A 19589-nucleotide genomic window follows, 5' to 3' on the forward strand; every position below is an offset into this window, starting at 1 on the left:
GTAACACATTCGCTATTTATTTTTATTCGTTAATTCAATTATTTTTTCTTCCAGTAGTGCCAGTTTTTTATTTTGTTCTTCCAGCTTTTTATTTTGTTCAATCACATACAACGTCAATTCCTCTATCTTCTTCAACAAAACAGCCTGGTTTTCACCAAGGTTTATACCATCTTTTTTAACAGTTTCCGCTGATGGAACTTCTGATAGGTGATGATTTTGCTTCAGATAGCTTTCTACATCAGCAAGGGATGGCAACCTGTAGACGGGATCAAATACGTAATCTGGCCAGCTAATCGTTGTAACATTAGCTTTATACTCTGCTGCTTTAACAATTCCGGCGATCTGTAGCTTATAAACACTATCAGGAATTATATTTCCTATGCTTACATTGCCATTGTCTCCAAGTGTTAACACTTTCCCCGCATTACCTGAACCATACCCCCAGAATTGAAGGCCATTACCGTATTGGTCCTTCATATTATATATAGCCCAATCTTTGTTCTGACCTACATTTGTCTTACCTGGGTGTGTTAACATTAGTGTGCCCCCGATATTATTGTTGTCATAACTAGATTCAATATATACTCTACCACTATTCGATCTCAAATGTATATTACCATTAGCTTTTTCATTTGCAATATGAAAATCAGTACTATCGCGAAAACCCATCCATAGGTTCCGAAATCCGTCATTATACAAATATTGCCGGGCTGAAGCATTTGAACAGTGATTAGAATCAGCCAGGGCTTTGATTGCGTTATTTAACCTTTCCGTTGGCGAACTTGCTCCTACACTATTATTCGTTTGCGCGAACGATGCGATTTGAAACAGAGTCGTTTCTAATATGACTACTATTATTACCTTGAACATATACATATATTAGTATTAAATTATTATGCCGCCAACAATGTAAATGGGATAATATGCATAACACCTGTCATACAGGAGGCGGAAGCTCATTAGGCATTTCTAACCTTTACGTTTAGGGGCTTAACTCTGGCCGCAAATATATACCAGAACTTATTTTGCATTACAAACTGTTAGTCACAACTTTGGCACATGTACCTTTATCACTGACAAACGTGCAATTAAAACAAATTAGGCTATTTTGTCACAGTTATTAAAAAGCCACTTTAATTCCTTTTGGACTATTCCAATCTTTCCTAACTTCGAGCGCATAAACCCTAAGCTCAACACTTGTTCATGCTACAACCAACCCCAATTATTACAAATTTACCGGCCTACAAATTAGTTATCGTGCACAAGCTAACCCAAAAGTTTAGTTGATTGTACAGACGGAAAAATACCTGATGCTTTTGGCCGACTTACCTTCCTATGACTAATACGGTGCAGATCGGCTGGAGCTTTTTTAGCGATCGATTCCATATTTTTATAAACACAACTTTTTATGAGATTCTCGTTCATTTTTTATGCTATTATTTTTGTTTTTTTCACTACAACTGCTAATGCTCAATATTGGTCGCCGAGTGGCAGTTTAGGCCTTGCCACTCAGCCTTCATATAGATTAGATATGAAAACTGACGCTATAATTGATGGCATCCGGATATTGCATAATGATCAGAAAATGGTAAAAATTCATAGTGGTTCATTATTCGCTACAGCATACAATCCCATTACACAGGAAGGCGATGCAGGTATAATCTATGGAAACGTGAATGGCAATATAGATTTCGGATTTCTACTTGCACCCTGGTCAGGCACAGAGTCTGGACTTAGAATGGATAAAGATGGAAATATAGCCATTGGATGCCACGAAACAAATGGATTTAAGATGGCAGTTGCCGGCAATGCCATCTTTACAAAAGTAGTCGTAAAAGCCCTACCTTGGTCTGATTATGTATTCAATGCAAACTACCGCCTGCGACCGCTCAACGAAGTAGAACAATTCATTAAAATACATCATCATCTACCTGAAGTTCCCTCAGCAGCAGAAGTAGAAAAGAACGGAATAGATGTGGGCGATAATCAAGCCACATTACTGAAAAAGATTGAAGAGTTAACACTGTACGTGATTGAGCAGGAAAAGCAGATTAAGCAGTTAAGTGACGAGAATAAGAAAATGAACTTATTACAAAAGGAAGTCGAAGAAATGAAAGTCATCCTGGAACAAATAAAGAATTAAGAGTATCTTGAAGTAGAACACACTTTCTTACGCTAAGTGACAAATAAGTAAGCTTCTCCGATCTTCCCGGAGAGGTTTTCTTATTAGCGGCCCCACAATTTACCTGTTACTCCAACTCATTATTTGAAAGGTTTTGCAAAATGCCTGACATCGTGAGTTATTTTTCATGCCATCAACTCAGTTTTGACCTCAACAAAGTTTGTTTTCGACTAGCCGAGTTATTTTTTAAAAGGACATCTCTTTACCCTGCAAATGTTAATTCCGCATCTCGCAAATGACCTGGCCTCCACTACCGCAATACAGCGAATAGGCACAGCCGATGAAGTTGCCGGCAACAAGAAGGCGTCTCAAAAGTAAGAGGCGCCTTTTTCTGTTTTATGGCGATGTATACAGCGTAATAGAATTGAAGTAAGATTTCTTAGAAGAAGATGTTTTAGGAAGATAATCTTTAAAAGTGCGAAGTGTTTTGTTGGCTTTTTTAAGCCGCCTTCTTCCTTAAGTTGTGTGCGAGTGCCAGTAGACCGGTTTCAACTGCTACCTTTTCTTTGCCTCGTAGCATAAAGCGTTTAAAATTATGATTATATTTAATATTTGCAAACACAGGTTCAGTATCGAAGCAACGCTGTTTTCGTTTTTGGATACCCCGTTTACTCTTTAATCGTTTTTCTGCTTTTTGTTTGAGGCGTTGATTATTTAAGCTGACTTCTATTATGCGATCACCTTTTTGCTGATGACAGGCTCCATGTAAAAAACAACCTTCACAGTTTGAAGCTTTGTATTTATCTATCACTCGTGGATATCCTGCTTTTGTTTCTTCTATCGTCCAACCAATATGTTTCATTGGTTCACCTATCGGGCAAATGTATTGATTGTTCCGTTCATCATAGGTCAACTTATCTACTGTAAATGGATTTTTGTTGCGAATGGTTTCATTCTGCATCCGGTCGAACTGGTTATACTTAACATATGCTGTGATGCGCTTTTTTTCCAGCCATTGATAATTTTCTTCACTTCCATAACCAGCATCGGCGGTAATGTTATTGGGCTTTTGTTTGAAGTTGTTTATGTGTTCGTTAAGGTGGTCAATCAGCGTGTTAGTATCAGTAGTGTTTTGATGGATACTATAAGAGGCTATGTATTGATTATTAGTACTGATCTGGACGTTATAGGCTGGTTTTAACTGACCATTTTTCATATGGTCTTCTTTCATGCGCATGAAGGTTGCATCCTTATCTGTTTTGCTATAACTGTTTCTTTGTTCGCCCATTATTTTTTCCTGCTCTTCATATTTATCCAGGTTGGCTGGCCAGTTCTTTTTGGCATAGTTTAATTTTTGCCTCTTGTCTTTGGCTATTTTCTTATCCTTAAGCGCAGCATTAATCGCATCTACGGTCCGAGTAACACTTTCTGAGTCAATTTTATCAAAGCCCGATGGATCTGTATCATCTAATTCTGAGGCTGCAACAGACTTGGCATACTGCCACAATTCATTTAATTGCTGCTTTATTTTCTCTCTATTATGTTTAATTGTATTGCCCCATACAAACGTATACTTGTTGGCGTTGGCTTCTATCTTAGTGCCATCAGTGTATAAATCTTTGATACTCAATAATCCTTCTTCGCATAACAATAAGACAACCTGAGTGAATATCGGCTGTAACGTCTTCTGAAGTCGTTGTCCACGAAAGCGGTTGATGGTATTGTGATCTGGCGTGCTCATGCCGGCCAACCACATGAAGTTTATATTCTGTGATACCGCTTCTTCAATTTTGCGGCTACTGTAAATATTATTGATATATCCGTATACCAGCACTTTGAGCAGCATGCGGGGGTGATAACTACTGGTGCCACCTGGTTTATATAGTTTGATTAACTCACTTATATCCACTTTTTCCAACACTTCGTTTACTATCCGCACCGGATGGTTAGCAGCAATCATCTCATTTAAATCAGGCGGAAGTAACATCGCCTGGTTTTGGAAGTTGCTTTTAAATACAACAGTTAATGTTTTGCCTCGTGCCATACCCTTAAAAACAATACGACAACGGCCTATTACTAAACCTTTAAAGACTTTAGTTATACAGTGATCTTGTGGATAAACCCGCCCTAAAAACTGAAAATGAAAAAGGCGCCCCAAAAATTACTTTTGAGACGCCCTCTTTTGCGTTCGAAATATTCTTGTGAAAAAGTTTACGCAATCAGTACAAGCAGCGGCCCAACCTTAGTCTCAGCGATCAGAAAATTATTTTTATGGTGGCGATCTTTGATCCACTGGCTGCATGCAACACTTCCGCAAAACAAATATTGCTATGGGGAAACTGATCTGCTGGTATATTTATTACATTCTCTCCTGTTTCTACAGGCACAACAGCACTGGTATAAAGGGCTTGCCCAAGCAGGTCAACCACCCGCACCACTACCTGTTGTTTTGCCTCACTATTCAGATACAAATTAATAACCTTATTTATGACCGGATTGGGCCTTACAGAAATGGTTGTTCGGGTAACAGCTGATAATCGCAGCGTAACTACGGAACTATAGCTGCCATTACCACTGTTATTAATCTCCCTGATACGGTAGCGTATGGTACCACTTAAATCAGTAACATCTTCGCTGTATGTATAACCATTCTGCCCGTTTGCGGTGGTATTATATACTTCCTGCCAATGAACCGCATCCAGGCTTCTTTCCACAACATACCCGATAATACCAGCGTCTGCAGTTGTTTGCCACTTCACATCTGCATACACTTTTTGTGATACCGGCCGTTGCGATACCGATAGATGTGTAAATTGCATGGGCAGCACCAACCCTCCTGATTCAACAACAACCAGACCTCGTCCTACTGTAGCCATATACGCCCGGCCATAGACGTTCATATCGCCCATTACAAAATTACCGTTCCCCACGCCTCCCCATTCATGGGCATCGTCATTTATTCGTATCCAGGAAGCGTCCTGGTCTGTAGAACGGAAAATACCTTTAACTCCGCTAACGGTTCCCCAAATGTAGGCGGCGGGATAAGTAGCTCCCGTTGCAGCTTTACCAAATCCAATGGCTTTGCAATAAGTAACGTTGGGAACAGTTGTCCATGAAGTTCCATTGTTCGTGGTGTATTTCAATCCGCTCCCGTTTAAAGCTACCCATACATGTCCTTCATTATCCGGAACAGCACTTGCTCGTCCTGATCCCCATTGACCCGGGTTAGATGCTGAGGCGGTAAAACTTACACCTTTGTTGGTACTTACCAAGAGTTGTCCTGTGCCAGGATTATAAATATAAAATTTATTGGTATTAACGTGATCTGCTATTGGATAAGCATCCTGAACATTAGTAACTCCTGTACTTGTCCAGGTTCCTCCATTATTGGTTGAATAATAAGTGGTACTTGAGCCCCCGGGACAATGTAGCGTTGTATTCCCATCTGCCGACAATGCGATTTTCCCATAAGAACCATTAATAGACGCCGATGTTGGGAAGGTTGCTCCCTGATCGGTAGAGTAATATATTTTATCTGTAACCCTTACCACTTTACTGGTGTTGTTTGCGGCATATGCCAGGCCACTGTTGGAACTGGCCGCGGGAGTCATATTCCTGGTTGGATAGGCATAAATATCAGTGTACAATGCTCCGGCCTGGTCTCCTACTCCAATTATAAAAGGACCACCGGGAATGCTTATAGCGTCGAGGGGTACCGTTTCTTCCAGTCCTTTTACATCAAATTTCCAGGAAACGTTGGTTGCATTAATATCATCGGAGGTAAAAAGTCCATTCCCCGACATAACCCTTACCCTTGCCGTATTTTTCGGATCAAAGTCAATGCAATCTGCCCAATGTATCCCATATGGAGCAATCCAGCCAATGCCATTTGTGTTCAGGGTGCTTGTGCACGTCAACTTTGAGGTCCACGTACTTCCTCCGTCGGTAGATAAGAAAATAAAATCCCCCCATACGTTGTTGCAAAACTGGTTGTTATTCCAGACGTTAACCGTCGAAACAATAACCCTGTTTTTATTTGTCGGATCAACACTCACCCCGCCATAAGGGTAATTATTCCCATTGGGTGTAATGTTGGTCCAGGTTCCGGTAGCAGTAGCCAGTTTGTAAACTCTGCCGCTGCTGCCGTTTGATGGACCCTGTTCATTCGCCATTGAGATATATAAAGTAGAATTATCAGAAGATAAAACAGCCCTGTGGGGCATAAATGAATTATCAGGCGTAATTGCAGTGAACGTGCTGCCGCCATCCGTACTTTTATATATATTATTGTCTCCTGTTCGGGATACTCCTATATAAATAGTTTGGGTAACGCCTCCCGAAGCACTGGAAGGATCAAACACTACAAAGCAGATTCCGTTTCCATTGGTTGTAGTTGTTACTCCGCTCCAGGCCAGTGTCCAGTTTAATCCTCCATCGGTACTTTTCCATAAACCGTTTGCTTTTGTTCCGCAAAAAAGGATGTTGCTGTTATTAGGATCCACAGCCAGACGTTCGCCATTACCCCTTCCCAAAGCATTTCCGTGAGTCTTAAATTTTGAAGTTACGTCCACGATAGTAAATGTATTTCCCTTATCTGTGGATTTTAAGATCGCTGTTTTTCCACCATTAAAATAATCAGTTCCGGCAAACAGATATAGATTATTTGCATTTTGTGGATCCAGCGCCAGCGCTTCTATTCCCTGGTATGTTGTTTCATCCTCAGAATTCCAATCGAGCAAAGGAATCCATTTTGAACTTGCAGCATCCCAACGGTAAGCGCCTCCAACATCGGTGCGACAGTAAACATCGCCTGATGTTTTATGACTTACGATCCCTGTTACAAAACCGCCTCCTCCAAAGGCTACATTCCCAAATGTTTGCCCGTTTAGTTTTGCTGACATTATGTACAACAATAAGAACAATAAAAGCTTCTTAGGATAACATTGTTTCATGTGAGCGGATTTTATTTGTTGGTGAATCCGTTCAGGGGTCAAATGTTATGCCATTAGGGTTGCACCATAGTGTCAGATTGTTTCAGGATGGGGTGGAAAATGTTGCAAAGTGCCTATTGGTGCCTCGCGGATCAGTTTAATGCTGCCATTTTCAACCACCAGGCGGCCCATATAGTTCTGATGGTTATGCGATTTCATTATTTGGCAACGATCATTTTCTCGCCCTTATAAACCACCAATTTTGCTTTAGGTGAAATAGCTGTTCCATATCCTTTTGATTCATTTACCCAAACAATATTAAACACATGCTTTTTCAATGCGCCTGCATAACTCCCATGTTGCTTATCGATGATCACTATTTGCTGTTGTTCGTTCCATTTAAAAGATATTTCTGTATATTTTCCTTTCTCATAATTATAGTTATCACCTTCATCACTGTACAATGTAAAATATCCATCTGCTCCGGGATAGATCCTGATCTCAAGCGTATCCATTGGCTTTTCAGAAGTGTACTGCAGGAATTTTCCCATTGGAACAATAGCGCCTGCTTTTACAAAAACAGGGATCCTGTCTTGCGGCGCATCTGTTTTTACGGTTTGTCCACCGGTGAATTTTTTGCCCGTCCAGAAGTCGTACCATTTAGTTGATTTTGGCAAGTAAACACTCCATTCAATAATACCAGGCTTTGTAATTGGCGCAACCAAAAAAGATTTACCAAACATATATTGATAAGATTGCGCAATAGCAGCAGGGTCATTATTAAAATCCATTACCATTGGACGGGTCATGGTTGAGCCATTTTTCGAGATCTGCCACCCTTCCGAATAGATATAAGGCATCAAACGATAGCGCAGGTCCATCATCCTTCTCATATTGTTCATTACTGTATCGCCAAATTTCCAGGGCTCTGTCTCTGTTTGATAGCCATGCATACGGAAAATGGTATTGAATGTGCTCCATTGAAACCAGCGGGTAAGAATATCGTGATATTCCGGATCGGTGTATTGTGTGCGGCCGGGACGGAAGAAACCACCAATATCTGTTGTCCAGTAAGGCATGCCAGTTAATGAATAGTTCAGTCCTGCTACAATTTGTCTTTTATATACATCCCAATCCCAACCAATATCACCCGACCAATTAATGGTTCCAAAGCGTTGTTGCCCGGCAAAAGCTGAACGTGTAAGTATGGCTACTCTCTTCTGGTCATTCGTTTCCCGCTGTCCTTCATACACTGTTTTGCTTACAAAAAGAGGATAAGTGAGCCTGTAAAAATCGCCAGGTCCAAAATAAGTTTGTTTACCTGCCAGCGCATCGTTTTCCGGTTCGGTGGCATCCATCCACCATGAATCCACACCCAGCCCAAAAAGATTTTTGTTTATGGTATTCCAGTGTATTTTTTGAGTTTCCGGTTTAAAAATATCAATCCATGGACTACCGGGTAAGTACAAATCTTTTGCAATATATTCTTTCGCTACTTCCGATGTCTTATCAAGGTTCTCCCAAACAGAAATAGAAAAATGCGCATTCAAATTGTGTAACTGTTTTATGAACTTAGCAGGTTCAGGGTAATGCGATTCATCAAACTTAGAAATGCCCCAGCCATGTTTGCCCCAGTATTGCCAGTCCTGCACAATTACATCCACGGGCAGATTTCTTTTTCTGAATTCTTCTATTGTTTGTACAAGATGCTGACCGGAAGTGTAACGTTCACGGCATTGCCAGAAGCCATAAGCCCACAAAGGAAGCATCGGAACATTGCCTGAAAGGTTTCTGTATGTGCTGATCACTTCATCTGCATTCTTTCCATAGAACACAATATAGTCAAGACCTTTCGCATTAGGCGACCGGAATGTTGTGGCATTATCAATTTTCTTCCATGATAATTTTGGTATGTTGGATGATTTGCAAACTACCCGCACACTATGTTCGCCTGCCTTTAATTTCACGGTATTACTTACAGCCGGCGGAAGCCAGAAATTTGATTGATCAATAACTGTATTGCCATCAATCAAAACCAAATGCCTGTTATCCATGTTGCCTAAATCAAGCATGAATGAATACGCACCGTCTGAGGACACAGAAATATGTCCCTCATATACTGATTGTTGCTGCGAAACTTTTTGAGTGCCTGCTGATGTTGTTACTTCTGCTTCTTTATTTTCTGTTGATGAATTGTTTAGTTTTGAAAGAATGATATTATTGTCAGCAGGGTTGAAATAGGTAACACCATACTGATGCCACAAAATTCCAAAGCCTCTGTTGGAATAGATAAAAGGAATGGAAATCTGCGTATTTACCTGGATTAATTTTCTTGCAACGTTTTTCAAATTGTAATGACCGTCCTGGAATTGTCCTAATCCAAACAAATATTCATCAGAAGGAGAATCGAAACTTTGCTCTGCAACAAAACAGGATTGCCCCATTATGGAATCAGGTATAAGCTTTCTGCTCCCTGCTTTTTCACTTAAAAAAATTTTTCCTTCCTTATCAATGTAATCAATTGCTCCTGTATGTTTGTCAAACAAAACAGTAATTGCTTTTGTACTTAGTTTCAGTTTAGATGAAGTTTCTGAAAATTGAAAAGCGGGAACAGGAAGTTTATTGATCAAAACAAATTCCCTTTCTTCTTTCATTCCTTTATTCCACTGCACTCGTATTGTTTTATCCGACAAAGGAGTAATATTCAATACGCCTGCTGAAAGTTGAATAGAAAGATGATCTTTTTGCAAACTGTATTTTTCATATGATTGCGCAAATGAAAAAGCAGGCACCAGTGTTAAGAGAAAAAGCAATCTTAGCTTCATGATTTATTGAACAATATTTTTTTAACGATTATTGAATTAATTAAGTAAGGTATCCCCCGACTTTGTTTACTTTTCCTTCTCACTTGTCATAATCATATCGAAACCAGTCTACATCCACGTAGCCCTTATCTTCTTTAGTATTGTAATTAAAAATGCCGATACGGTCTCCCCGGTAGCTGCCCCAGGTGAGTTGAAAGGTACTTTCAAGTGTTTGATACAATCTTCCGTCTGTACTAAAAGCATAACGGCTTATTCCATTGGCATCCCAGGTTGAGCGAAGCCAGATTGACTTTCCGGTAACGGTGACAACCGTAGTATCTTTTCCATTGAAAGAATAAACCAAACTGCGCATTCCATTTTCCTGTTTTAGACCCAATAAGCTATGGCTGGTGGTTGAAAAATGCGTCAATCCGCTGAATTGGCCGTTAGCCATATGGCTGATATCGATTTGTACTGTTACTTTATTGGTAGGCGTACGCATGCTGCGTTGCGTGAGTGTATTTCCTGCCCGCAGTATAATATTTTTTTCATTGCTTGATTGAATGGGCCTGAAAGCATGCAACCTCAAAAAACCCTTTCGCTCTGTCAATGACCATTTGCCGAACCGTGGTTGATAGTTCCATTCCCATTGAACATGTAGTTTTCCGGAATTGAACTCATCGCTGCTTTGAATGGAAAGTTTTCGTTTATAGGTTATAGGGTTTGTACCAGTCCAAACCATGTGACCTATTGTGTCTGTACCAGGCTCGCCGATGACCGGCCAACCATCAACCCAGTGAACAGGCAACAAACTGGCAGGGCGTCCTTCCCAACTGCCACTACCATGGTGGGTGAGAAAGTACCACTTGCCCGTTGGCGTTTGCAGTAATCCACCCTGGTTGGGTTCTCTATCAAGTTTTTTATCAACATGATTTAATTGCCTGATCTCCCACGGACCGTATAGGTTTTTCGAACGTTCCATCATGATCACCCGGCCTTCTGGTTTTACTTCGCTGAAATAGTGGTAATACAATCCATTGATCTTATAAAGTTTATTGGCTTCGCTTCCGGGAGATTGATGTAGGATGGAATCAGACTCCATGATAAGGCTTCTTCCATCAGGCATCATTTTAAATAAATGAATATTGTACTTCTTATTTGTTTTAGGATCATGCGCAAAATTGGTAGCAATAAAATAGAGCTGTCCATCGTCATCACAAAACGAACAACAATCATCCCATCCGCTTGTCTTCCATAAATGATGAAGGGGTTCCCAGGGCCCTGCTGGATTGGCCGCAGAACTCATAAAAAAACCATCATCGGGTGTACCGAAATATACCCAGAACCTGTTTTTATAATACCTGATGGAGCCTGCCCAGATGCCTTTGCCATAACAATTCATGCGGTCCCAGTTCAATTGTGGACTAATGCGTGTAAGATCATCAACCACATGACCGGTAATTTCCCAGTTTATGAGATCTTTGGAATGAAGCACTACCATGCCCGGTGAAAATTGCATGGTAGAAGATATGGCGTAATAATCGTCACCTACACGTATGGCATCGAGGTCGCTGTAATCGGCAGGTAGAACAGGGTTCACATATGTTCCGTTTTCCTGGTCGCCCCAGTTGCCATTCATTTGGGCCTTTGAACATATACCTGCCAATTGCCAGCAAAACAGCAGCGATAAAAATCTGAGACGAATCATCTGAAAATAATTATCGTTTGGTTTTTAATAAATATGCCACTCCCAAATACCCCTTACACCACTTAAAATTTTAACCCGTAAATAGCGGGCCTTAATATTCAAATTGTTCTTGTGTGGCGATTGCATAATTACCTGCCCATGTGCTTCGCAACGCTTCCAGGCTTCACCATTTAGCGAATACTCAACTACATAAGTATGCCCCGCAGTGGGACGAACGAAATACAGCTCACTGCGTTTGAGATATTGCGGCTTTCCCAGATCTGCGATCAGCCATGAGGCTGAATCGCCATCTGCAGCCATCCACCTTGAGCCGTTTGCGTCATCGAAAGCAAACTGCGAAGAAAAAGATTCGGTTCTTTTAAATAAAGAATCCTGATTTCGTTTAATGATCAGATCGGAGCGAATGCTTGATGCTATTGAATTTACAACCCTGATCCTTTTTTCATGCGGTACAGAACGAAGTGTACCTACCCCATTAAGCGTTAGATCAACCGGGCGAATGGTTCCATCCTCGTTAAATTCAAGCTTGTTTACATAGGTTTGCCGGTTAGTGCTTCTTCGGCCAAATTCCAGGTAAGCAAAATAATGATCATCTGTGCCGGGCACGTTGAACACACAACCATGACCGGGACCAAAGATCTGCCGTTCATAATTGGTAGTGGCTATAATATCTTTCTCAGGGAATTCGAATGGGCCTAGCGGCGATGTCCTGCTCATTCCGTAAGCATATTGGTATTTTTCATCACCACCCAGGGTGTACAGGTAATAATAAATTCCTTTTCGTTTGAAAAAGATGGGGCCTTCAGAATAACCCTGTCGCTTTGTAGAAATTTGTGTAACAGAACCAGTATCAACAGAAACCATATCGCGGTTCAGCTTAGCCGCAAACCGGCGCTGCCAGAAAACATATGACTGCCCATCATCGTCAACAAAAACCTCTGCATCTATACCGGCAGGACCTTTAGGATTTTTTGATTGTAACAGCGTTGCTGAAGTAAAAGGCAAAGAAAAACTGTCAACGCCTTTTGCCAGTTTAAAAGGCCCCTCAGGAGAATCGCCAACAGCCGGATACATAAAACCATTCACCGTTGGATAGATGTAGTATTTGCCATTCGCTTCAACAGCTTTACTGGGCGCCCAGTATTTTTGCCCAACTGCAGAAGGGAAATAAGAACCTGAAAAACTCCAGTGCACAAAATCTTTCGATTTCCAAACAACCGGCGGGCCAGATGTTTCCAGATGTTTATCATAACCGTCTGTTGTTGCATAACAATAAAAAGTTCCATTGATCTGCTGGATGCTGGCATCGGCGATCATATCAGGGACCAGGGCATTGCCGAATGGATTTGCGCTTTGGGCGTTTGCAGAACAAGCAATAAGGAATAAAACACAGTTTAAAAATGTTCTCATCATAATACAAGACTATGAAAGGATTTTTATCACGTTTGCAAAGTTCAATTCATCGGAAGGTTTTTCCGGTAAATAAACGATCAAACCATTTTCGTTTCTTTCGAAAACAAGAGACTGTTTTGTGGGTCCCCATTCCACCTTTTGAATTTCCTGCTGAAAGTACTGGCTGTTCTTTGCCAGACTTTTGATCACCAGTTTATTATCTTCAGGCCAGCCCATTGCAGTTGCATACAGCACATCGCCTTTTGTAGCAAATCGAATGTCTTCATGGGTAAACGGCTTTCCCTTTCCTTCATTAAACCCCTGTGCACTGAGCTTCGCCGCGGCTTGTTGTGCAGGCCCTTCGCCAAAAACTGTCCAGGGCCGGGTGCCATAAATGCTTTCACTGTTTGCTTTCATCCATGCTCCTGTTTCTTCAACGATCTTTCTTTCTTTTTCATCAATGGTGCCATTGCCCCGCACCGGGATGTTTAGCATTAAATTCCCATTCTTGCTTACTACATCAACCAACGTTTGAATAACTGTCTTTGCTGTTTTGTAACCATTTCGTTCGTATATGCCACGCTCATAGTGCCAACCGCCAATGCAGGTATCGGTTTGCCAGGGCAGCGGTTGAATTTCGTTAGCTTGTCCTCTCTCAATATCCCACACCATGGCTTTGCGCTGGTTCTCATCCAAAATTTTTCCGTTGATCACCGCCCGAAGCTCTCCATGATCTTTAATGCTCTTGTTGTACATATGAGCGGCAATGCGCAAACCGGCATCGCTAACAGGCCAGAATGGAAGTTGCGAATCATCGAAATAAACTACATCAGGATCGTACTTGTTGATAAGGTCAATTGTGCGGTTGTAAAATTTTTCAATATAGGCTTTATCTGGTTGATAAACGCCATTACCCCATTCCCACTGCCTGTGAATGGCGCCATCATTCCAACTGTTTTCACTCAATGGATGGTTTTGTGCATACAGTTCCTGGGGATCTAACCCATGCCACCATTTTCCCTTGCCATCTGCTTTAGTCAAATTGCCATCATACGGAATACCTGCATATTGGCCATTCTTATCTGAACGTTGCGCCGACTCGTACCAGCGCCATGCATGTGAAGCATGCACACTTACCCCAAATGGAAGTCCATTATTTTTTGCTGCCTTTGCCCAACCACCGATGATATCTTTTTTAGGGCCAATGTTAGTTGCATTCCAATTCTTTTGGTACTTACTATCATACATATCAAAATTGTCGTGGTGGTTGGCCATGGCCATAAAATATTTTGCACCCGCGCTTTTATACAAACTCACCAGTTCTTCGGGGTTCCAGTTCTTTGCCTTCCACTCATTGATCACATCCTTGAATCCAAACTTCGAAGGATGACCGTATTTTTCAAGATGTATTTTATATTGTCGCGAACCTTCCTGGTACATTGCTCTTGCATACCAATCGCCGGCTTCGGGCTCACATTGCGGCCCCCAGTGCGCCCACATACCAAATTTTGCATCACGAAACCAATCGGGTGTTTTATAATGCTGTAAGGATTCCCATGTGGGATTGAATGGGCCTTTTGCAATGGGTTCGCCCGAATAAGCTGTCTGCAAAATATCATTGCCTAAAGCATGAGATAACCAAAGGGACGGCAGCGAGGCTGCCATTCCCTTTATTAATGTTCTACGTTTCATTTATGTTATAGCTTTACGATCTTTTTAGTAATGAGCACTCCGCGGGTCTTTATTTGTAAATAATACATACCTGCAGGTAAACCGCGAACCGGAATAGCTTCGGATGTACTTTTTACCAACAAACTTTTTACCAGCGCTCCGTTCTGATTGTACATTTTTACAACAGAACCTGCTTCAACACCACTTACCTGAATATTCCACTCTTCGTTAACAGGATTTGGATAAACAATAATTTTTCCGCTGCTTATTTCCGTCGATTCATTTTCTGTGCCAATGCGGGCAACCGATGCAGCACAATCACCGAGGTGATCGCCATGGTTTAAATGTTCCTGAATGGAAGAAGATGCAACACAAATGGTTTTGTTGTTATGACAGATCATCACCTTATCGTTGTTGTTGCCGCATCTTACATCAAGTGTATGGATAATAATGGCTGCTGTAGTTGAACATCCTTTACTGTCTGTTACCGTTACAGAATAAGTACCTGCCGCATTTACATTAATGGATTGAGTGGTTGCTCCGTTGCTCCATGAATATGTATAAGGCGCCGTACCACCTGTGGCATTAGCAGTTACCGTAAGCAATGTTGGGCCATAGCCAATGTAAATGGTATTCTTAGCATCTACTACAGGGTTCATGGCATACACATCAGGAATGTTTGCATTCATTGCACCATTTACTATTATAGTAGTTGTAGCTGTATCCATATTACCATGAATGTCGGCTACCGTCCAGGTAACGGTCGATTGCCCGGTATTGAATGAACCACTGGCATCTGCTCCGTTCCCATTTCTTACAGCAGCCCCGCTTATACTATAATTTATAGAAGCAATGCCACAATTATCGGAGGCAGTTAATAAAGGTACACTGTAAGAGCCAGACTGATCGTAACAGAAGACCTGATTGGCAGGTGCGGTAATTACTGGTTTTTGGTCATCGATCTCCGCGTCGCTTAAAGCCCTTTTATAAATTTTGAATTCATCAATGGAACCATTAAAGATCGGATCATTAAATTGAGATTTACCCAGGTAGTTTAAGGTTGTTCCGGTAGTAGTACCCGTAGCGGTAAGTTGCGAAGGCTTAATATTGAGCGCTGTATTCGTTGATACCAAAGATCCGTTTATATACAGGCGGGCGGTATTGCCAGATTGGGTTACCGCCAGCTGTACCCATGTGCCCAACGGGAAGGCATAGGGTGCACTTACGTTTAACTCTGTGCCGCCGTTTTTAATGGCATAACGAACTATTGATGATCTTACGCCATTTACAGTAGTAGTTCCTGCCTGAACTGTAAGGAACATATATTGCGTGGTACTGTTTCCAAAATCAAATACCCGCATCCAGTTTGCAAGTGTATCCATTTTTACCCAGGTTGAAATAGTAAAATCAGATAAAGAGCTTACTATTCCGGTTGGCAACGTAGCATAGGCGGTAGCCGTACCATCCAGTTTAAGTGAATTGGCATATTTACCGGCACTGCGGGTTGCTGTTGCTGCTAATGTACCGTGCATAGCTCCCCAGCTATCAATAGTACGAGTTCCGTTTGATTCATCAAATTTAAGGTAAGTCATCTGCCCAACATTCGGCAATGCCGCTACCTCTGTGCTTGAAAACACTTCCCCAACGCTATCTACCGAAGCAACTACGTAATAATAGTTAGTTCCATTGCTCACAGTACTGTCGATAAACCTTGTGGCGCCCAGGTGTGCAATAGTAGTATAAGGCCCGCCTGGCGTTGTGGAACGCTTTACATTATAAGTAAGATTATGACTGGGGGTCCATTCCAGGATGTTCTTAGCATCGCCAGCTGCAACTATCAGGTTTGCCGGAACATTTTCCACAGGCACAAAACGTAAAGGAAAGCTATATGGAACCGGATCATTATCACTTCCGCCTATAGTAAGTATTTTGTTATCGCTTACATACCAGTAACCGTTACCGGCAGTTTGAGCCCGCTGAACCGCATACGAGGTGCCGTCGAAGTAGATATTCATTGAATTCCAAACGTCCTGGTAAGGAGACACACTGCGGCCAAACACTGCGCTCTCATTAATATAATTGCTAAAGGATGCCGGTGCGCTAAGACAGGTAATTTTGTACCTGCCGTTGCCCTGCTTTGTAACATTCCAAACCTGAAGAAAGGGGTCGGTATTCACGCCTTCAAATAAGGGTGTGTTGGTATTATTTTTAGTCCATAATAAATCACTGTTCAGCGGCTTAATATAGTAATTGCCATCAGCCAGCGTATTGGCGCCGTAATACATAGACGCTTTATACCGTTTGATGGCATTTTCCAGTATAGTAACATAGCCACTGATGTCAATGACTGTAGATTGCGCACTGTATGATGACTGAACATATATAATGCTATCATTTAATTGCGCTTTAGCCGCTACGGGGAATTTACCCAGCTCATTTGATGTACTTACGGCGGTGGTATCGCGTAGTCGTATTGCTTCAGCCAACTTTTTCTGGTAAGTGGAGTCTATTTCCGATGCGGTAACAGGTTCTATTCTAAAGATCTGATTTGGCCCATCCGTCCATCTGGAAATGTCCATTGCAACACCGTCTGCCGTATTTGAGCCTGGAACATCAAGTGATTTCTGACTTTGTTTTCCTACAATATTGTAGGTTCCATTTTCCCGGTCTTTAATAGTCCAAACCTGGGCTTCATCGTTATTAGCGTAATTTCGTTGTTCAATTTTTGCCCCATCCGTTATTGCATTACCCACTACATCCATAACTTTTCCACTGAGTAAATTAGTTATCTTATAATCAGTGCCCGATATGGGGCTGATTATCCAATGCTGACTACTTAAAAACGAATAGGTGTTTTGTGCTACTAATGCACCATCGGCAGTTGAACCATTTTTTACCTCCACCGCTTTATTGCTATGTGTTACCAAAATACGGTAAAGACCCTCTTGTAAAGTTTGTGCAACATAAGGAGCTTTTGGTGTGCCGCCATCGGCAGGAGCATCGGCGCTTGTGCCCGCAGCATTTACAGCACAAACCGTATAATAATACGTTTGCCCATTCATTACATTGTTATCCAAAAAACTGTTACCAGAAAGGTTAGACGCAATTGTGGAGTAAGGTCCACTTTCGGAGTTTGCCCGTTTCAGCGTATAGCTCACGGCGCCAAACGAAGACAGCCATCGAATCTGTACCTGGTTATCGCCGGCGTATGTATATACAGAATGTGGAGCTTCCGGCGTGAGAACAATTCCTCCCTCTCCTCCTGTAACGGATACATTACTAAAGGTAGCCGTCATTGGAGCACCATTGGCGTTTGAGCAAACAGCCAGGCCAATATAGGCCTTGCCGGTAAAGCCTGCATACCTTCCCTGACATTCAGCAGCCCAGCTTACGCCATCTGGTGAGTAGTACGTTGCGATCACATCTCCTACCCTGTCTATCTTAATCCAATAAGCATCCTTCGGGATTGTTCTTTCAGGTTTTTCCCAGTTAGAACCGCCCCTCATCTCCGTCCATCCATGCATAAAACTTTCTGCCCGCTTACCCGATTTAATGGCGATCCATGCCCTTTGTGCAGATGTAGCTGTTAAATCGGAACGCAGCATCAGGCCTGCCCTTGCATTAAGGGCAGTTCCGCCAACCGTTTCCACTTTCGCTATGATAGAACAGTTCCCTGTCACTTCTTTGTAAACGAAGTGTAATCCATCTGCAGCATGTGTCAATATTTCGGTTCCGCCTCCGGTTACTGTCCATACATTATTGCTATAGGAACTGTTGCCTGCCAGGGATGTTGCTCCAATATCCAGATCGGTTAAACCTCCTGTGCCCACTTTTCCAGGCTCAGGAACGATCTGTGTTTGCGGTGGTACAACCGCCGTTGAATTGTCTTCTGACTTGTAAAACCAGGTATATACCGGATCAAATCGCCTTGGTATGTCTGTTAGTCGCTTTGAGATATAATAGGGATTTAGCTTTTTACGGACGATATAGGCGCCATGTAACAGGGTCAAGCCCCATCTTCCTCCATCCCACACCCCGGGGGGATCGGTTAAATAATACCAGTCGGTAGTACCGAAAGGGATGAACCTAATGGACTCACCATTGTTTCTTTTGGCAAAATATTCTCCTAAAGCAAGGAGCCGGTTATCCAGTTCGGAATAAAGGTCCAGCCCCTGCTTCCACAACACTTCTGCGGCAAAAGCAATGGAGCTCCACATACCATGAGAATGGCCCTGGTCTCTTCCGCTTTCACCATGTTCTCCGCTGGGCAGCGTATTTTTAAATCCGGTGGAACCAATATATCTCATTAGCTCAATTACATGTGCCACTTTTGCCGGATCGTCGGAAAATGCGGCGACTGCGGCGCCTGCGGCAATACTCAACGTGCCTTTATTTGCCGGCCCTAAAGCATAACCAGCGCAACCTGACGCCTTCCAGTATACGTTATTAAATAGTTTTTTTACATCTGCGGTATTGGCGGCTGTCCAACCACTCCACGTTCCCCGAAGGATGGAGGCGGCACCGCCAAATGCATAAGCGTAATCGCCTAAATCAAGATTTGCTTCCTGTCCCCCGAATCCGGTTTGCTTATTTGCCCATGCCACTAAAATATCCCTTGCCTTTGCAGCGTAGGCCTCATTACCTGTAAAATACCACATCAGAGCCAGGTTAAACGAAGCGGCCATATCGCTTCTCCACTGGTTAAGGTTATAATTGATATTACGGGCAACCGAGTCAAATGGCCCCTGCATTTGGTATGTCAATTGCGACTTACCATCGGCGGCCAGAATATCATAAGCCTGTTTCCAGGGATAATCACCGGCCTGCACATGCGCCTTCAAAGTGCTCAGGTCTGAACCGGAAAGAGGAATACCCGGATGTGTAAAGGTTTGTGATCGCACTGGCTTGCAAACAGTGACCATCAATAAAAGAAGGATAAAAAAGTAGTTCTTTTTCATATG

The 19589-nt window shown here is 42.2% G+C and carries 10 protein-coding genes; 1 reads left to right on the forward strand and 9 read right to left on the reverse strand.

The annotated features are described in order from the left end of the window. Nucleotides 1–12: 12 nt before the first annotated feature. Nucleotides 13–870, reverse strand: a complete 858-nt coding sequence (locus GGD38_RS02080; RefSeq protein WP_375299687.1) for a hypothetical protein — start codon at nt 868–870, stop codon at nt 13–15. A 538-nt stretch (nt 871–1408) separates the two neighbouring features. Between GGD38_RS02080 and GGD38_RS02085 the strand changes: the two genes are divergently transcribed. Continuing rightward, the gene (locus GGD38_RS02085; RefSeq protein WP_375299686.1) at nt 1409–2143 is read left to right on the forward strand and encodes a hypothetical protein; all 735 of its coding nucleotides are present in this window, start codon (nt 1409–1411) and stop codon (nt 2141–2143) included. A 478-nt stretch (nt 2144–2621) separates the two neighbouring features. On the opposite strand, the gene GGD38_RS02090 is transcribed toward GGD38_RS02085, so the two are convergent. The 8 genes from GGD38_RS02090 to GGD38_RS02125 all read right to left on the reverse strand — a co-directional run bounded on the left by GGD38_RS02090 (nt 2622) and on the right by GGD38_RS02125 (nt 19586). After that, entirely contained in the window at nt 2622–4166 is a 1545-nt protein-coding gene (locus GGD38_RS02090) for an IS1182 family transposase (RefSeq protein WP_375303720.1), read from the reverse strand. 211 nt (nt 4167–4377) lie between these two features. Further along, nucleotides 4378–7074, reverse strand: a complete 2697-nt coding sequence (locus GGD38_RS02095) for a WD40/YVTN/BNR-like repeat-containing protein (RefSeq protein ID WP_375299685.1) — start codon at nt 7072–7074, stop codon at nt 4378–4380. A gap of 72 nt (nt 7075–7146) precedes the next feature. Further along, complete coding sequence (locus GGD38_RS02100) at nt 7147–7272, reverse strand: hypothetical protein (RefSeq protein ID WP_375299684.1); 126 nt, start codon at nt 7270–7272, stop codon at nt 7147–7149. After that, a complete protein-coding gene (locus GGD38_RS02105; protein ID WP_375299683.1) occupies nt 7272–9878 on the reverse strand; it encodes a TIM-barrel domain-containing protein in 2607 nt (868 codons plus the stop codon). Before GGD38_RS02105 ends, GGD38_RS02100 begins: the two co-directional genes overlap by 1 nt. A 79-nt stretch (nt 9879–9957) precedes the next feature. Next, on the reverse strand, nt 9958–11565 hold the full coding sequence (locus GGD38_RS02110) for a glycoside hydrolase 43 family protein (protein ID WP_375299682.1): 1608 nt from the start codon (nt 11563–11565) through the stop codon (nt 9958–9960). A gap of 24 nt (nt 11566–11589) precedes the next feature. Then, on the reverse strand, nt 11590–12978 hold the full coding sequence (locus GGD38_RS02115; RefSeq protein WP_375299681.1) for a family 43 glycosylhydrolase: 1389 nt from the start codon (nt 12976–12978) through the stop codon (nt 11590–11592). A 9-nt stretch (nt 12979–12987) separates the two neighbouring features. After that, nucleotides 12988–14649 carry an alpha-L-fucosidase gene (locus GGD38_RS02120; protein ID WP_375299680.1) on the reverse strand — a complete coding sequence of 554 codons (1662 nt, stop codon included), beginning with the start codon at nt 14647–14649 and terminating at the stop codon, nt 12988–12990. A 5-nt stretch (nt 14650–14654) separates the two neighbouring features. Then, a complete protein-coding gene (locus tag GGD38_RS02125; protein WP_375299679.1) occupies nt 14655–19586 on the reverse strand; it encodes an RICIN domain-containing protein in 4932 nt (1643 codons plus the stop codon). Nucleotides 19587–19589: the final 3 nt, after the last annotated feature.

Source organism: Niastella sp. OAS944 (genome assembly GCA_024809215.1).
In the GTDB taxonomy this organism is placed as follows: domain Bacteria; phylum Bacteroidota; class Bacteroidia; order Chitinophagales; family Chitinophagaceae; genus Niastella.